The 17,538-nt window shown below is 43.4% G+C and carries 15 protein-coding genes; all 15 read right to left on the bottom strand.

The genetic code is table 11. The features are described from left to right. Window positions 1-104 precede the first annotated feature (104 nt). Entirely contained in the window at window positions 105-1,763 is a 1,659-nt protein-coding gene (locus tag CDO33_RS05800) for a peptidoglycan D,D-transpeptidase FtsI family protein (protein WP_103080193.1), read from the bottom strand. A 202-nt stretch (window positions 1,764-1,965) separates the two neighbouring features. Further along, window positions 1,966-3,201, bottom strand: a complete 1,236-nt coding sequence (locus CDO33_RS05795; protein ID WP_103080192.1) for a peptidase U32 family protein — start codon at window positions 3,199-3,201, stop codon at window positions 1,966-1,968. Between the two features lie 329 nt (window positions 3,202-3,530). Beyond that, window positions 3,531-4,169, bottom strand: coding sequence for an O-methyltransferase (locus tag CDO33_RS05790; RefSeq protein ID WP_103080191.1), 639 nt, complete (start codon window positions 4,167-4,169; stop codon window positions 3,531-3,533). Between the two features lie 58 nt (window positions 4,170-4,227). Beyond that, on the bottom strand, window positions 4,228-5,367 hold the full coding sequence (mltG, locus tag CDO33_RS05785) for an endolytic transglycosylase MltG (protein WP_103080190.1): 1,140 nt from the start codon (window positions 5,365-5,367) through the stop codon (window positions 4,228-4,230). 15 nt (window positions 5,368-5,382) lie between these two features. Then, on the bottom strand, window positions 5,383-7,209 hold the full coding sequence (typA, locus tag CDO33_RS05780) for a translational GTPase TypA (protein ID WP_103080272.1): 1,827 nt from the start codon (window positions 7,207-7,209) through the stop codon (window positions 5,383-5,385). A gap of 306 nt (window positions 7,210-7,515) precedes the next feature. Further along, on the bottom strand, window positions 7,516-9,897 hold the full coding sequence (locus CDO33_RS05775) for an endonuclease MutS2 (protein ID WP_103080189.1): 2,382 nt from the start codon (window positions 9,895-9,897) through the stop codon (window positions 7,516-7,518). Window positions 9,898-9,946: 49 nt separating this feature from the next. Further along, window positions 9,947-11,689 (bottom strand): glycoside hydrolase family 2 protein, encoded by a 1,743-nt coding sequence (locus CDO33_RS05770; protein WP_103080188.1) that lies wholly within the window; start codon window positions 11,687-11,689, stop codon window positions 9,947-9,949. 141 nt (window positions 11,690-11,830) lie between these two features. Beyond that, the gene (locus tag CDO33_RS05765) at window positions 11,831-12,118 is read right to left on the bottom strand and encodes a hypothetical protein (RefSeq protein WP_103080187.1); all 288 of its coding nucleotides are present in this window, start codon (window positions 12,116-12,118) and stop codon (window positions 11,831-11,833) included. Window positions 12,119-12,268: 150 nt separating this feature from the next. After that, entirely contained in the window at window positions 12,269-12,790 is a 522-nt protein-coding gene (locus tag CDO33_RS05760; protein ID WP_103080186.1) for a hypothetical protein, read from the bottom strand. Window positions 12,791-12,835: 45 nt separating this feature from the next. Further along, window positions 12,836-13,450, bottom strand: a complete 615-nt coding sequence (locus CDO33_RS05755) for a J domain-containing protein (protein ID WP_103080185.1) — start codon at window positions 13,448-13,450, stop codon at window positions 12,836-12,838. Further along, window positions 13,434-14,330: a DUF5685 family protein gene (locus CDO33_RS05750; RefSeq protein WP_103080184.1), complete on the bottom strand. Its 897-nt coding sequence runs from the start codon at window positions 14,328-14,330 to the stop codon at window positions 13,434-13,436. Before CDO33_RS05750 ends, CDO33_RS05755 begins: the two co-directional genes overlap by 17 nt. Window positions 14,331-14,595: 265 nt before the next feature. Further along, complete coding sequence (pgsA, locus tag CDO33_RS05745) at window positions 14,596-15,135, bottom strand: CDP-diacylglycerol--glycerol-3-phosphate 3-phosphatidyltransferase (RefSeq protein ID WP_103080183.1); 540 nt, start codon at window positions 15,133-15,135, stop codon at window positions 14,596-14,598. An 88-nt stretch (window positions 15,136-15,223) separates the two neighbouring features. Beyond that, on the bottom strand, window positions 15,224-15,649 hold the full coding sequence (locus CDO33_RS05740; protein WP_103080182.1) for an acyl-CoA thioesterase: 426 nt from the start codon (window positions 15,647-15,649) through the stop codon (window positions 15,224-15,226). Window positions 15,650-15,874: 225 nt separating this feature from the next. Continuing rightward, on the bottom strand, window positions 15,875-16,846 hold the full coding sequence (gene pfkA / locus CDO33_RS05735; protein ID WP_103080181.1) for a 6-phosphofructokinase: 972 nt from the start codon (window positions 16,844-16,846) through the stop codon (window positions 15,875-15,877). Between the two features lie 92 nt (window positions 16,847-16,938). Beyond that, complete coding sequence (locus CDO33_RS05730; protein ID WP_103080180.1) at window positions 16,939-17,136, bottom strand: hypothetical protein; 198 nt, start codon at window positions 17,134-17,136, stop codon at window positions 16,939-16,941. Window positions 17,137-17,538 lie beyond the last annotated feature (402 nt).

The following is a 17,538-nucleotide window of genomic DNA, read 5'->3' as shown; positions in this document are numbered from 1 at the left end:
CCAAGCTTTTTTCAAGTTTATTAAGAAAGCGCACAGCATACACCCCAATATCAAGATAAGGTTATCACCATTTTACCATTTGTGACGAGAAAATACAAACAAAGTCAATAACCTTTCTTCATTATCTCTCCGGCTATTTCTTCAAAAACCGGTGCGGCGGTTTTGTTTCCGGCCCTTCCGTTTTCTACAAAAACAGCTATGGAATATTTCGGGTTCATCCTTGGAAAATACCCTGCAAACCATGCCTGTACAACATTGCCGTTGCCAGCGCTCAATCCCGTTTCCGCACTGCCGGTCTTGCCTCCGGATCCTCCGTATTCCTCCAAACTGGCTCTGGTACCGGTACCGGCATCCACCACCTCTTCCATCATGCTCCTTAAGAAGTCCGAAGTCTCCTTAGACATCACCCTTCTGCCTTCCTGCTTTTTTATACTGCTGACCTTGTTGCCATTTTCATCCACTATGCTGTCGACTATGTTTATCTTGTTTTTGATGCCTCCGTTTGCCACAGTAGCAACCAGGTCCGCAACCTGAAGCGGTGTTGCCAGCACTTCACCCTGTCCGATGGACATATTTGCCGTATCCCCATAGGTAAAGACCCGGCTTCCGATATCCGGCAGGCTGCCGCCGGACTCATCAATTCCCTGCTCTTTTATCCCTGTAACTTCTCCGAATCCGAGCTTTTTGGCCATGTCAATTATGCTTCTCGGACCCATCCTTATCCCCAGATCAATAAAATAAGGATTGCAGGACAGGGCAAAAGCCCTGGTAAAATCCACTTCTCCATGCCCGCCTGAGTTGTACGAGCCGCATTTTATTATCGTATCTCCGATTTCTATATATCCTTTACAGAAATACCTGTCGTCGACATCCTGGTTGGTCTCCAGGGCGCAGGCGGAATCTATTATCTTGAAGATGGACCCTACATTATAAGAAGCGACAGCCTTATTGAACAATTCCTTGTCCGGGCTGTCCAGGTACTCGTCAACCCTGTTCTGATCAAAATCCGGCTTGCTGGCTATGGCTACAATATCTCCGGTGTTTACGTCCTCAACTACCACCGCACCACTGACATTGTTTTTTTCCATAACATCTTCAACTATCTTTTGTATGTGATAATCCAAGGTGAGCTTGACATTGAGCTTCTTGCTTTGCACATTATCCATAATCCTGTATCCCAGACCGTACAAAGGATTATACGTCGCATCGGTAATTACTCCTATGACTTTGTTTGTCCCGCTGTTCAGCACCTTTTCGTAAGATCTTTCAATACCGGCAGTGCCAACCTGTTCCGACCGGTTTATATATCCGATTATATGCTTCGCCAGAGAATTGTCATCATACCTTTTCCGGGCATGCACCACCGATATCCCGTTTAGTTTGGAATCCACCAGTTCCCTTCTCTGTCTCTCATTGATCTCGAGGATTATCGGTTCCTTTTTAATACCGATTTCCCTTCTGAGCTTGGCTGAATTCACACCCAGTATGGAGCTGAGCCTGTCTATGTCCGAATCCATTCCCCTCAGCATCAGCGTTTTGATTACGACGGAAGTTTCTGTGCCTCTTCCGGTGAAACTGATGCCGTTTCTGTCCAATATGTCTCCCCGGGCTTTTTCAATGACAACGTCGGTAAATTTCTGGCTGGAGGCCGCTTTTGAAAGCTCCTTGCTCTGAAACAACTGAAAATAGGACATACGGGCTATGAGAGCTGCAAATATGATGTAAATGCCTATAAGCAATATCTTTTTCCTTTTATCCAGCATATAGCAAAATTCCCCTTTCCATTTTTTAATTCTTCCATGGAAAGGGAAACTTTATACTTTACATATTTGATCCCGTGCATATGCTCGTTCCGGTTATTGCTTCGTGCAAGTTTTAGTATCTGTTTTCACATATTGCAAAAAGCAAAATCTATTTACATGAGCCTTGATCAAACCTTATCCCATTTATTGTTAAATGCTTTTTCTACTGATCTCCTCCGGCTTTTCGCCTCAGCATGGTGAACTTCTCCACAGACTTTTCCATCGGCATATAAACGGTCATCTGAGGGTGCGGAGCCACATCGATGCTTTCTCCGTCGGAATTCTTCATGCTCTCTATTTTTTGTATGAAAAAGTCTCCTTTAGGCCTTACCACTTCTATCTCATCTCCAAGAAACATCCTGTTTCTCTGCTCTACGGTGGCTATTCCCGTTTTGCTGTCATACTCCATCACTATTCCCACAAAATCATAACCCCGGATATATGAGCTGGTGTTATATATCTGATCTTTCTCCGTGGGCTTGTTAAAATAAAAGCCTGTGGTAAACTCCCTATGGCTCACCTTGGATATTTCCTCAAGCCATTTAGGATTGAACCTGTATCCTTCAGGATCGCTGTAATAGGCGTCAATCGCATCACGATAAGCTTTGACAACCGTCGCCACATAAAAGGAGCTCTTCATCCTGCCTTCGATTTTAAGGCTGGACACTCCGGTATTGATAAGCTCGGGAATGTGTTCTATCATGCACAGATCTCTTGAGTTGAATATGAAAGTACCCCTCTCATTTTCATATACGGGCATATACTCCCCGGGTCTCTTTTCCTCCACCAGGTAATATTTCCAGCGGCAGGGATGGGCGCACTCACCCCTGTTGGCATCTCTGCCGGCCATATAGCTGCTTAAGAGGCATCTTCCCGAATATGAAATGCACATCGCTCCATGCACGAAAACCTCAAACTCCAGGTCCTTCGGAGCTCTTTCCCTGATTTCTTCGATCTCCTTTAGTGAAAGCTCCCTGGCCAGCACAATCCTTTTTACCCCATGGCGGTACCAGAATTCTGCGCTCTTCCAGTTGGTATTGTTGGCCTGGGTGCTGAGATGTATCTCCATATCCGGAGAAGCTTCCCTTACAATGGAATACACACCGGGATCGGATACCAGAATTGCATCCACACCAATTTTGGTAACCACCTTGACATACTCGGCCATTCCTTCAATGTCCTCGTTATGGGGTATTATATTCATGGTAAGGTATACCTTTTTCCCCCGGGAATGGGCGTATTCCACCCCTTCTTCCATTTCCCCCGGGGCAAAGTTTTCTGCACCGGCCCGCAGGCCATACGCTTCGCCTCCCAGATACACTGCATCGGCACCATACTCAATCGCCATTTTTAACTTCTCCAAGCTTCCTGCCGGAGCAAGCAACTCTATTTTATTCATATTCCAATCCTCCGCTTTAGCGTCATATCACATTTTTCATATTTGCTTACACTATCTATGGCTCATTCCAATAATCATTTGCTTCCCATTAACTCAGCCAAATATTGTGCTTCACAAGCTTGTAAATATACTGCCTCTTCATCTACCCGTCTAAGCTTTGATCCAGCGGTAGAAAATCCATTTTACAGATTTCCGGTTAATTTTAAATAGGATTCAGCTTGCGGCTTCCAGCTTACAGTTTTTTACTTACTGCATTCTTCTCTTAGTTTATGATTAGCAGTTATAGCTTGCAACATCCAGTTTGCAGCTTCCAACATGCAACATTAAGCTTACAGCTTATAGCTTACGGCCACGCCGTCCCCGATGGGGATAATGCTGGTATCCAGTTGTTCACAGTTGCATATATGGTCCAGATAATCCCTCATCCTTTTTACTATGGTCTTTTTCCTTCTAACCACCAGCTCATCGTTGGCAACCATGCCTTTATAAAGGATATTATCCGATATTATAAGCCCGCCTGTTTTCAGCATCCTCAAGCATTCCGGCAAAAACTCCAGATACTGGCCTTTAGCTGCATCCAGGAAGATCATATCATATTCTTTATCAAGGCATCTCAGCACATCAAGGGCCTCTCCGGCTATGACGTTTATAACATCCTCCTTGCCGGCCCTTTTTATGTTTTCTTTTGCAAGATTCAGCATAAGCTCATATCTGTCAATAGTGTCAATTTTTCCGCCGGGTTGAAGGATTTCTGAAAGGATGAGGGTTGAGTAACCGATGGCAGTTCCTACCTCCAGGATGCGCTCAGGCTTCTTAAGCCTTCCCAGCACGGTAATGAGCCGCGCAACCTCAGGCTGGATTATCGGAACGTGATTTTCCGCAGCAAACTCTTCCATCTCCTTCAATATTCCGCTGTTTCTCTTTATAGTATTTCTGATGTACTCATTTATATAATCGTAACATATCATCACCGATGCTCCATTCATAAAAAATGTGAGACCTCGGCCTCACATTTTTATTTTTTCATCATTCCTTGGATTGTTTGTTCTTTTTAGCTTTATCCATAGCACTTAGATGCTCATCATAAGTCTTCGTAAAATAGTGTTCCCCTGTTCCGTCCTCTTTCTGCACATAGAACAGATAATCCCCTTCCGGATACAGAGCCGCCCTTATGGAATCCTCTCCAGGGCTGCTGATAGGTCCCGGAGGCAGTCCTTCATGCTTATATGTGTTGTAAGGATGGTCTATCTTGGTGTCCTCGGTAAGCAGTACTTCTTTTACCGAACCCTGCTCATTCAAGAAGATGTACTGGATGGTTGCATCTATTTGGAGCTTCCTCATGCTTGGATCCTTGCTGTTTAACCTGTTATGGATAACTCCTGATATGATAGGTCTCTCCGAGGATACTTTTGCTTCCCTTTCAATGAGGGATGCTATGATTATCACCTCATCCAGTGTCATACCCAGCTTTTCCATCCTCTTATATTCACTTTCGGTAATCATTTCATTGAAACGGGTGAGCATCTTTTTGATGGCAGCTGCTTCCCCGGCTTTGGGATCAAATTCATAGGTATCAGGGAACAGGTAACCTTCAAGCCTGTATTTGCGTCCTTCCGGTATATCATCAATGAAATCAAAATCGAAATCATAGTTATTGGCGACTTCATCGAATTTTTCCCTGTCCACCACGCCTTTTTTAGCCAGAAGATCGGCAATTTGCTTGTATGTGTAGCCTTCAGGTATCGTAACTTTTACGCTGGGAGAACGCTCCGGGTTGGCTGTCAATATCTTCATTATCTGCTGATATGTCAATCCTTTTTTCAGAATATGAACTCCCGACTTGTAGTAACCGTCATACCCTTCAAACTTGGATATAATTTTGAAGATAAAGGGATATCGGATAATTCCTTTATCTTTTAGTATTTTGGCTATCGATTCAGTGCCTGAACCTAAAGGTATATCCACGCTGATACCCTCTTGAGGAGCTATGGTTATAGGAGTCCCTTCCGCCCTTTCCGTCGCGCTCTCAATGACATACCTGTATGACCATTGGGCACATACGAGAAAAATCACCATCAGGATCAGAAAAGTCAGAAGCCAGAAAACAGCACTTCTTCCCCTCTTTTTAACCTTCTTTTTTCCATGCTCCATTTTTGCATCTCCCATGCAATTACCCCATTCCTATCCTTTTCTAGCTTTTGCTTCGGCTTTAGCCCTCTGTTCGGTATCCAATATTCTCTTTCTAAGCCTTATGCTCTTAGGAGTAACTTCTACCAGCTCGTCGTCATTGATAAACTCCAGTGACTGCTCAAGGCTCAAAATACGCGGAGGCGTCAAACGCAGGGCTTCATCCGAACCCGAAGCGCGCATATTGGTCACATGCTTCTTCTTGCATACATTGACCACAATATCCTCTGATCTGGCATTTTCACCAACTATCATTCCTTCATACACTTTTACACCGGGTTCAATGAAGAGGGTTCCCCTCTCCTGTGCATTGTACAGGCCGTAGGTAACAGCTTCCCCGTCCTCCCATGCAATCATTGAACCTCTTTGCCTGCCCTGGATTTCGCCCTTGGAAGGTTCGAAACCGTGAAATACAGAATTCATTATACCATTTCCCTTTGTGTCCGTCAAAAATTCCGAACGATATCCTATAAGGCCTCTGGAAGGTATTTTAAACTCCAGACGCATATATCCCTGATTGGCAGAATGCATGTTTACCAGCTCTGCCTTCCTTGCGCCCAGCTTTTCCATGACTACCCCCATGTAATCCTCCGGAACATCTATAATCAAATACTCCACAGGTTCACAGATCACACCGTCAATTTCCTTATAAATAACCGAGGGTTTTGAAACCTGGAACTCATATCCCTGTCGCCTCATTGTTTCTATCAATACTGAAAGATGAAGCTCTCCACGGCCGGAAACCTTGAAAGAATCCGGTGAATCGGTCTCCTCAACCCTTAAGCTGACATTGGTCTCCAGTTCTTTGAACAGCCTGTCCCTTAAATGCCTGGATGTGACATATGTCCCTTCCCGGCCGGCAAAAGGGCTGTTGTTTACACTAAAGGTCATGGTTATGGTAGGCTCATCGATATCTATAAATGGCAGTGGTTCGGGGTTCTGCACATCGCAGACGGTTTCGCCTATGGTGATATCCCCGACTCCGGATATCGATACAATATCCCCCACAGTTGCCTCGCTGGCCTCTATTCTTTTTAATCCTTCAAACTTATAGAGACGGCTGATCTTTATGTTTTCTATCCGCCCATCCTTTTTGCATATCACTGCCGGCTGGCCTGCCTTGATGACTCCGCGCTCAACACGCCCTATGGCTATTCTGCCTACATAATCATCATAGTCAATGGTGGACACCAGCATTTGAAGGGGCTTGTCGAAATATCCCTTCGGTGCAGGCACTTTTTCTATTATCGTTTCAAACAAAGGCCTGAGATTCACCTTTTCATCGGTTAACTCATAAACTGCGTACCCATCCTTGGAGGAAGCATATATTATCGGAAATTCCAGCTGGTCGTCGTCGGCACCCAGTTCGATAAAAAGCTCCAGCACTTCATCGATGACTTCCTTCGGTCTGGCATCCGGCCTGTCAATTTTGTTTATGACAACAATCGGCTTAAGATTAAGCTGCAAAGCCTTCCTAAGCACAAATCGCGTCTGAGGCATCGGACCCTCAAAAGAATCAACCAGCAGAAGCACACCGTCCACCATCTTGAGGGAACGTTCAACTTCACCGCCAAAATCTGCATGTCCCGGGGTATCAACTATGTTGATTTTTACTCCATTATATTTAACAGCGGTATTTTTGGCAAGAATGGTGATACCCCTTTCCCTTTCCAGGTCATTGGAGTCCATAACCCTCTCCTGAACCTGCTCATTCTCCCTGAAAATTCCGCTTTGCTTAAGCATTCCGTCCACCAGAGTAGTCTTTCCATGGTCAACGTGGGCGATTATTGCTATGTTTCTTATGTCTTCTCTTATTTTTATATCTTCCACTTAAATTCTCCCTTTAACATCAAATGTCTATAATAAACATAATAATTCTAGTTTAACCTCTTTTTCTTGTCAACATCTTTATTGTGCAATCACCAATAACGACAGCTCCTGACGTAAAAGCAAAGCCCGCAGTTGTCAAATTGCGGGCTTAAAATCAATCGTTTTAAATGGGCCGGTGAAACTTGCCTTCCGGCATTTGGTTATTTTTACCATTAACTGCATTCTCATAGATAGATTGCAGTCAGTATTAGCGTTGTGTAGTTGTGTATGTCAGCAAATTTGCCTTTTAATGAAGGCTTAATTTAATTCAACTATGGTCACACCGGTTTCCCCTTCACCATATTTCCCCAGACGGAAGCTGTTCACATGCCGGTTAGTCTTCAAAAACTGGTGTATTCCGCTTCTCAATACACCCGTACCTTTGCCGTGGATGATCGAAATCTCCTTTAAGCCTGCAATTGCCGCATCATCCAGATACTTATCAACGACCTCTATCGCTTCATCCAAAGTCTGGCCTCTGACATCCACCTCCGTGGATATGGTCCTGGCTTTAGAAACTCCGATCTTTCCTATTCCCATAGCTTTCTTTATTTCTTCCTTCTGCTCATCGATGCGCTTCAGGTTGGTTACATGTACGTTTATTTTCATTATACCTGCCTGCACAAGGGCTTCACCGTTATGATCAGGAGGATTTATGACAATTCCCTTCTGGTTGAGGTTTACTATAAGCACGCTTTCTCCGGGCTTCAAATTTTCCGGAGGTTTTACATATCCATGTTTTGGCATTGCCGATTCAGCCAGGGAATCCTCAATCTCGTTTAACCGGTTCTTAAGCTTCATCTTAAACTGTTCTGCTTCTTTTCTCTTTTCGATGGTTTCCTGTTCCTTCTCAATGCGTCTCATTTCCTCCAGAATGTCCTCTGCTTCCGCCTTGGCATTAAGAAGGATCTTCCTGGCTTCTTCCTTGGCTTCCCTGAGAAGCTTTTCCTTTTGCTGCTCAAGCTTCTTTTTCTGCTCCTCCAGCTCCTTTTTCAGGTTTTCTATCTCAATCCTGTAGCGCTCAGCCTTAATCCTTTCCTTTTCCGCTTCACTTCTGTTCTTTTCTATGTTCATCAGCAGATCTTCAAACTTTATATCTTCCTGGGTGAGGAACTCCTTCGCTCTTTCGATTATATCCTCTCCCAGGCCAAGCCTTTTGGAAATGGCAAAGGCATTGCTCTTGCCCGGAACCCCGATCAGCAGCTTATATGTCGGTTTTAAAGTTTCCACATCAAACTCGCAGCAGGCATTTTCCACACCCTTTGTAGATATGGCGTAAACCTTCAGCTCACTGTAATGAGTTGTAGCCACTGTGATGGTGCCAGTCTGGTGAAGGCATTCCAATATCGCCATAGCCAGAGCAGCTCCCTCCGTAGGATCCGTACCGGCACCCAACTCATCAAACAGTACCAGGGATGAGTCGTCAGCCTTCTCCAGGATGCCGACAATATTCTTCATATGGGATGAAAAGGTGCTGAGGCTCTGCTCTATGCTCTGCTCATCCCCAATATCGGCAAAAACTTTCTCGAAAACGCTCATGACGGTACCTTCATTGGCCGGCACATGCAAGCCTGCCTGCGTCATAAGGGTAAAAAGACCTACAGTTTTCAATGTAACGGTTTTTCCGCCTGTATTCGGACCAGTCACCACCAGGGTATTAAACTGATCTCCTATCCAGAAATCAATCGGAACCACCGTTTTCGGGTCAAGCAACGGGTGCCTTCCCTTCTTTATCACTATATGCCCGTCCTTATTAAGCTTGGGGCACACGCATTTATAGTCCACGCTCAATTTTGCCTTGGCAAATATGAAATCCAGTTTTGCCAGCAGAGTCACATTCCCTTTCAGTCCATCCAGGATGCCTGAGACATCAGCTGTAAGTTCATACAGGATGCGTTCGATCTCTGCCTGCTCCTTGATTTTCAGCTGCCGGATATTGTTGTTTGCCTCCACAACCGCCATGGGCTCAATGAATATGGTTGCCCCACTGGCGGAAGCATCATGAATCAGACCTGGTATTTCACTTCTGTATTCCTGCTTGACCGGGATCACATACCTGTCACCCCTCATGGTGACTATAGCTTCCTGCATGAACTTCTGATATTTAGAAGATCTTATCAGATCATTCAGTTTTTCTTTGATAGAATTCTGTGCATCCTTGATCTTTCTCCTGATATCAGCCAAAGCCGGGCTCGCTCCATCTGCCAGCTCTTCCTCGTTCAGCACCGCCATCTTTATCTTGTCTTCCACTCTTTTATTGGACACAAGACAATTAATAAGCTCAGTGACTACATTGTCCTGTTCCATCGAAACGCTTTCCGAGCTGTAAGCTTTCAGCCTACGGCACGTCCCGAGTACGTCGGATACCTTCAAAAGCTCTCCGGGATTCAATATTGCTCCTATTTCAACCCGCTTCAATATAGACCTTAAATCGTGGATTCCACTCATCGGAGGGCTTCCTTTTCTTACAATGAAGCTTACACCATCGCTGGTCTCCTTAAGGCTTTGCTCCACCCGGGACAGCTCCGTCTCAGGCTTAAGAGATTCGGCAATCTCCCGGCCCGGTACCGATGCAGTCATATCGGCCAGCTTTTTTATTATCTTGTCGTACTCCAGTACTCTTAGCGCTCTTTCATCCATAAAGATATTCCTCTTAATATTTCATTATTTCTTTTAATTCTATTATTTATTATTTCTTTTTTTCAATTCCGGCAACAGCCTGGTTCACGCTGCGGATAAGCTCATAAGTTTCCGGAGAGAATTTCTGCTTGCGGTCATAGGTATACAATCCGTTCTTTTCCTGCTCCACATCGTACAACTGGGTGTAGCAGAAGGCACATATATTTTCATTATCCATCAGTGCCTTGGTCAAGCTGGCATAACGATTCGCAAACTCTTTTTCATCCTCCGGAGCTTTGCCATATCCCCAACCGTCTTTTTCGTACGGAGCCCAGAACATGCCTCCATATTCACTGACAAAATACGGCTGTCCTCCATAACGCTGCCTGTCCGGAAATGTTTCATATACCTCATCTTTGGTCACCGCAGCATAACGCTTGGTGAATATCTCCGTATCCTGCTCATAATCATGGATATCGTAAATATCGGTAATCACATGGAAATTACCGCTGGTGTCAATCACAGGCCGGGTACTGTCGATAGCCTTCGTCACCTGGTACACCGTATAAAGCACGCGGTCGTCCTGACGGCGGTGGTTATAGTCCCATGTTTCATTGAAGGGGCACCATCCTACGATGGACGGATGATTGAAATCCCTTTCCAAAGTTTCCATCCACTCAGGCAGGAAGTTAGCCAGACTTTCGTAGGTAGTGATGTCCAGGCCCCAATTGGCATGCTCTCCCCACACAATGTATCCCAGCCGGTCCGCCCAGTACAGATAGCGCTCCTCGAACATTTTTTCGTGAAGTCTCGCTCCATTAAAGCCCAGCGCCATGGAAAGCTCGATATCCCTCTTAAGATCGGCATCACTGGGGGCTGTATATATACCATCGGGATAAAAGCCTTGATCCAGCACCAGCCTTTGATACACAGGCTTTCCGTTTATGTATATGGCGTGGTTTTCCAGCGTGACGGTGCGGAATCCGAAATAGCTTTGCACCTTGTCCATCATTTTTCCATCTACATAAAGTATGTATTCTACATCATACAGGTTCGGGTTTCCAGGCTCCCACAGCCGGACATTATCCACCGTCATCGAATATGGCGTGCTGCCGCAATTTAAGGATACCTCCTTTTCAGCCTGCAGTTCGCCTTCAAAAAATATCCGGGTCAATAAAGACATGTTGCTGCTTTCACCATCAACCTTGGCAGTAAAGGATACCGAATTGTTTTTATAATCGGTGATTATTTTTACGGATTTCAGATATATTTCAGGGACGAACTCCAGCCATACTGTCTGCCAGATGCCTGTTGTGCGGGTATAATCACAACCTGCCGAGTAATATCCTCCGCACTGCTTTCCCCGGGGCTGCTTGCCATTTCTCTGCTCATCCACGGCATTGACGGTTATGGTGTTTTCCCCAACATGCAGGTACTTAGTAATTTCAAAGCAAAAGGAACTGTAGCCACCCTTGTGGCTGCCGCATATCTCGCCATTAATCGCAACAGTGCAGTAATAATCAACGGCTCCGAAATGAAGCAGTACCCTGTTTTTTAATTGTTCTTCCGTCAAGGTTATCGTCCTTTTATACCAGACAGAATTAAGAAAATCCTTGCATTCTATGCCCGACAGTTTTGATTCGGGACAAAAGGGAACTAATATCTTTTTATCAAATTTGGTTTCAGGTTTAAAATATCCTCTATCCTTTCCGCTTTTGCCGAAATCAAAGGCAAAATCCCATTCGCCGTTCAGGCATTGCCAACTGTCACGAAAGAACTGCGGTCTCGGATACTCACTTCTTGGTATATTCATAAAAAACTCCTCCTGAACATTATTTCTTCCACTTATAAGATATTATTATAATATCTGAGGAAAATCAATTTTATTAAGCATAATTTTACAAAATGATTCAGAAAGGGGAGTGCTTTTAAAAAGGCATAGAAACTGCAAAACCTAGTCCTTGAATCGCTTTCTCAGGGATGGAAACAAAAAGAACCCCAGCACCATGCTTATAAGGCAGGCACATATCCCTGAAAACATCGGCAAAAGCAGTTGGTAAAGCTGACTTGGGGATATGGAATCATGTATGGCGACTATTTGATAAGCCTTGAAAGCAGCAAACAGGACAAAGAAAGCAATCCCGGATAGCTGGACAACATAATGCCTTTCCAGCAGGTTTACAACACATCCGGCTGCCAGAATCACGATAAAAACGCCAATAGAGTATGTAATATCAGTCATCGGCTGCTCCACCCCGTTAACATATTTTACCAATAATTCTATTACATAATTTTTTCTTTTTCAATACACAAGTTACGGAGCGTCATCAAACCGATCTTTGACAATCCAAAAGCGTTACACTTCGGATGGGCCGAGGATACCCCCGGCTCTTTACATACGAAGCCTGTTTCTTATTCTGTGCCTGTAATACTGAATAAAAAGCGTATATGCATAATCGTAGATAACGAATACCAATTCAGCGGCTACAATCAAAGCCCACATAGAATACCTTTGAAACCCTTCGGGTATTAACTGGTTCAGATACAATACCGTCACAGCCACAAAGATATTAAAGAAAATAAGCTTTAATATATACTCCAGAGCCAACTTGCTCAGTTTTTCTATATAAAATTTTACAATGCCGTACAATCCAAAAAAAACGATGTAGGGTATCAAGGCCACCTTATTGGGAATTATAAGGGAAAGCAGGCACGATGCAGCATAAAAAGCCCAGCCGGCTTTTATTCCCAGCTCTATAATTACCACTGAAACGAAAAAGGAGCTTAAAGCATATAAAGACATTTCGTTTACCGGCGAAACCGTTGCAAGAAAAAGGGTAATTACAACCAGAGCAAGCAACAAACCGCTTAAAGTGACCTTTTTCGAATTTGATACATTGTTACCAGTTTCCATAAAGTACCTCCGGTATCTGAAAACATAAAATGCCGTCCGTAAAAACTAACAGCATCCTATCAAATCCCCACCGGTACACTCGCAGCAGCAGTCGGCACACCATAGGAACTGGCATATGGCGCAAAGATCGTCATTCCGGTTATATCCACTCCCGTATGCTGTTTCCCTGTATGTGGCATTTCTCATGCTCATATTATTCAGAGCATTCCTGTATTCAAAGTTTGTAGGATCCATATTTACAGCCATCTGAATGCTGTTATAGGCTTCATCATACCAGCCTTTGCGCAAAAATATCAACCCTCTTAAATAATACCACTGGGCAGACCTGTCGTTGGTACTGTTCAGCATGCTTTCTGCCGCACTGATGTTTCCGGTCTGAATGTGCCTTCTTACCTGATTGTAAAACTCATTTGTACCATAACCTCCGTTACCCCCATAGCTCTGCCCCCAAGAACCGCTCCTGTTTCCGGCGGACTGGTTCTTCATCAAATAGTCATAGGCTTCGTTTATTTCCCTGAGCTTTTCTTCCGCAAGTTCGGACAGAGGATTGTCATGGTACTGGTCCGGATGATATTTCTTAACAAGCTCCCTGTATGCCTTTTTTATCTCTTCTTCGCTGGCTCCTTCTTTTATGCCCAATACTTCATACGGATTTCTCAACTTCTTTACAACTCCCTATTCCAAGAATTTGTTCTGTTTTTCTCAGCATCCCCATATAAATAATATTTTCAAGTATTCCCCTGTTGCATCTGGTTTCCATCAACTCATAGCTCTTTGCTATCTGGTTCAGAGCATATACCAGGTTGAATTCGACTCTATCCCTTATTTTATTTTTAAAGCTTAAGACATCGCCCTTTGCACCCTCTGTATAATTATACTGGTAAATAAAAGGGTTGTATGAATTATTCCTGATATCGTCTTCCAGATCATTATATGCATCGATGATATAAATCCATTTACCTATATTGTAACCCATCCATTTAAGTATATTTGCATGCTTTTCATCCATCCGGTCGTTTCTGTAAAGCATGATCTCTTCCATGAGTTTTGCAAAAGGCTCCGCAGCTCTGTCCATGGAATTGCATTTTTCCTTCTCCAGCGCTGCCAGTTCGTTCAACCGTCTCAAAATTATATCACATTTTTCCTGATATTTCTTCCGGATCTTTTTATAAGTGTTCCTTAAAAATAGTGAAGCCGCTCCGGATATTAAAGACCTTTCATCTCTCCAGTCGTCTTCCAGTTTATAATACGCAAGAATTATGTTCATGTCTGATGCATAATCAATTATTTCACTGTTTCTTACAACAATCTTTTTCTTAACCGGATGAGCAATGCAACGCTCAATTCGGATATCTCTTTTTTCTTCCGAAACTGAGGCCAGTAATATGGCAAGAAAGGTTGAATCATAATTAAGGGTGAGCCTCGGGACTTGTCCGTATCTCTTGGCTATAGATTTGCATACGCCGCAGTAATAAGCTCTGTACAAATCATATTCTTTTATCTTTAATTCCGGCTTTTCCGGAAGAATATACCCGAACATTCCAAACTCCTAAGATTCAGCATTTTGTCTCATTGGCATATATTAATACAATGCCTTGTCGAAATAAAACCATAAATTTGTGAATATACACACTTCATATCGCATATGACCGTTATACAGCCATCTATAGGAATTGATAAATCAGCTTTCGCAAATTGCCGCCTGTCAACGGCATGAAAACCATATCTATTTCAGGAACTTTAGATACAGTCTTCAGAAATTGCCGTCACCTTTCGGTCAAGCAAGGATTGCCAGCCCAAGACTTTTATTTTGATTTGTTGCTTATTTTTCTATAGGAAATTACATACATTACAAAGGCAAACAGCGTAGAAGCAACCGCCATCCCGATAAAAATCTTTACCAGCATATCAGCATAGCCATTGCTTAAATCGCTCATTTTGAATATGATGGTCATAATTATGGCGAAATAGAAAACCACTGTTGCAAGCTTGCCATACCAGCTTGATGAAATAATTATGTGCTTTTTATATAATGAAATACTTCCCAATCCCATAAATATCTCTTTAGCAACAACGACGATGAGTACAACTCCAGGTATTAGCTCCTGCATTGTCATCAGAATCAGAGCTGTAATCTGCATAAGCTTATCTGCTATCGGATCGGCAAGTTTTCCAAAAGAAGTCACCAGATTATACTTTCTGGCTATGTACCCATCCAATATATCCGTGATCCCGCCCAACGTGAACAGGATTATTGCAGCGAGATAATGCTCATTATAGAGGGCATAGCCGAAAATGGGTATCAGAACGAATCTTAATGCTGTCAATATGTTTGGGATATTCACCAACTCACCACCTATAAAAAATATTAGCTACCAGCATATTTCACTACCTAATCCTTAACGCTCAAGATATGGCTTTTGTAGGCAAAGTTCAATCACCTAGCTTCATACACTCCATTATGAGCGCATAAATGTGGGGGGCATTCTTTTTTATATTTACAGGCTTTAAATCCCTATTCGTCCAAACATGCATAGTTTCACCAAGAGTAAGAATTTCATTCTCTCCGGCCTTGATAACTTCGTAAGAAAAGGTCAGTCGGGTATAAGTGGCCTCCTTTATCCAAGTCTTCACCACCACCTCATCTTCATACCTCGCCGGAGCCTGAAACTTGCATTTCAACTCAAGAAGAGGGAGCATCAGGCCTTCCTTCTCAATACTGGAATAAGGCATACCCATTTTTCTTATAAAGTCTGTTCTTCCTGCTTCAAACCATATAGGGTAGTTGGAGTGGTGCACTATACCCATTTGATCTGTTTCCGCGTAGCGCACTGTAAAATGTGTCTCCGATATAAACATAAAACCACCTGTCAGGAAAGCTTGTTATAAGTTAGATCAAACACAACTCTGCCATGATCGAAGTTCAAGCTCAATGCCCAAAATGGGCAATCTGTGCAAATTTCGCTCACAGCTGCCTCATTTTTAATAAAACTTATCTTTAAATAAAGTTCATCACCAATTTTACGACGCACTAAGCTTTGAAGCTAAAAGAGCTGTATTTAATCACAACAAAGCCATAAATTGTTATAAGGCCAGTATCCTGCTTAACTCAACCACGCTTTCATCTATGTTCTTTTTCATCTCCAAAGCTTCATTTATCTCTATATCAACTATCTTATTATCCTTAAGGGCAACTATTCTGTTGGTTATATTATTTTTGAGAAGCTCTACCGCTTTCACACCCATTCTGCTGGCCATCACCCTGTCATAAACCGTAGGGCTGCCGCCTCTTTGGATATGTCCCAAGATCGTGGCTCTGGATTCTATACCTGTCTTTTCCTCTATCGCATTTGATATTTCAATTGCGCCACCCACACCTTCGGCAACAATGACCACATAATGCTTCTTTCCTCTGTTTCTGCCTTCTATTATCGGCTTTATAACATCCTTGGTGATATCATAGTTTTTCTCCGGAAGCAGAACCACTTCAGCGCCACCGGCTATACCCACATTCAGGGCTATATAGCCTGCGTGCCTGCCCATTACTTCCAGAACGCTGCACCGCTCATGGGAATATGCGGTATCCCGGATCTTGTCTATGGCCTCCTGAACGGTGTTGCAGGCGGTATCAAAACCGATGGTATAATCGGTACAACCAATATCATTGTCAATAGTACCCGGCAAGCCAATTACACCTAAGCCATGCTTGCTTAAGTCCCTGGCGCCTCGATAAGAACCATCCCCACCTATAACTACGATAGCATCAATTCCAAAGACTCTAGCCATGTCTACAGCCTTTTGGATACCCTCTTCTGTTTTAAACTCTGGACATCTCGCCGTCTGAAGAATTGTTCCTCCCCTATGTATGATATCCGAAACAGATCTCAAGGTCATTTCCGTAAAATCCCCGTGAATGAGGCCGTTATAACCCTTTTGGATTCCAAAAACCTTCATCCCATAAAAAATCCCGGCTCTTACTACCGCTCTGATAGCTGCATTCATTCCGGGAGCATCTCCCCCGCTGGTAAGGACTCCTATAGTTCTTATATCAGGCATAAATTACCTCCTTATTAAATATCAAACCCGTGAATGCTGTCACAAACACGGGAATACTTCATAATTCCGGTATATCTACCGGCCAAGTTGATTCAATATCCCTTTTCAATGATGACGCTATGTGCTTCTTCTACTTCTGCTTCAGGCACCAGCACCTCAAAATAGTTATCGTTGTTTTCATGGTTCTTGCTTATTGGCCTGAGTTTCACTAATATGCCTTCATTTGTCAGCAACTCTTGTAGCTTTGTGGCGATTTCCTTGCTCTGAGCCATATACACTACAGTCCACATATAAACACGCCCCTTTTAAAATATAGTCGGCATATATTGCCAATCTATAGGAAAATTATCGGTCATTCTGTTTTGTATAATAACGAGGCAATAAAACGTACCCCGCTTTGTGAAAACGGTGTATCGGAACAGTTATAGTAGTTCCTTCCGTCGTTATAATATGCAACTGTAACCTGTATTCAAAAATCATCCTATGTGAACCTACCACGATTAAAACCGTAGGCTTCCTGCTTCATCAATCTCATAATCTGCATCTCCACAGGCGTTCATTGGGACAATTCCTGCTCTACCGCATCCTTGCTCATGTCTAAAGTTCCGAAAATATGGGTGTTGATCCTTCAGAAGTAGAAAAAGTCCTAAAAAACACCTTGTCATAACTATATATTATTTACCATCAAAAAT

The sequence above is a fragment of the Clostridium thermosuccinogenes genome (assembly GCF_002896855.1).
In the GTDB taxonomy this organism is placed as follows: domain Bacteria; phylum Bacillota; class Clostridia; order Acetivibrionales; family DSM-5807; genus Pseudoclostridium; species Pseudoclostridium thermosuccinogenes.
The sequence above is the reverse complement of the archived record's forward strand: the minus strand, read 5'-3'. Positions and strand labels throughout refer to the sequence as shown.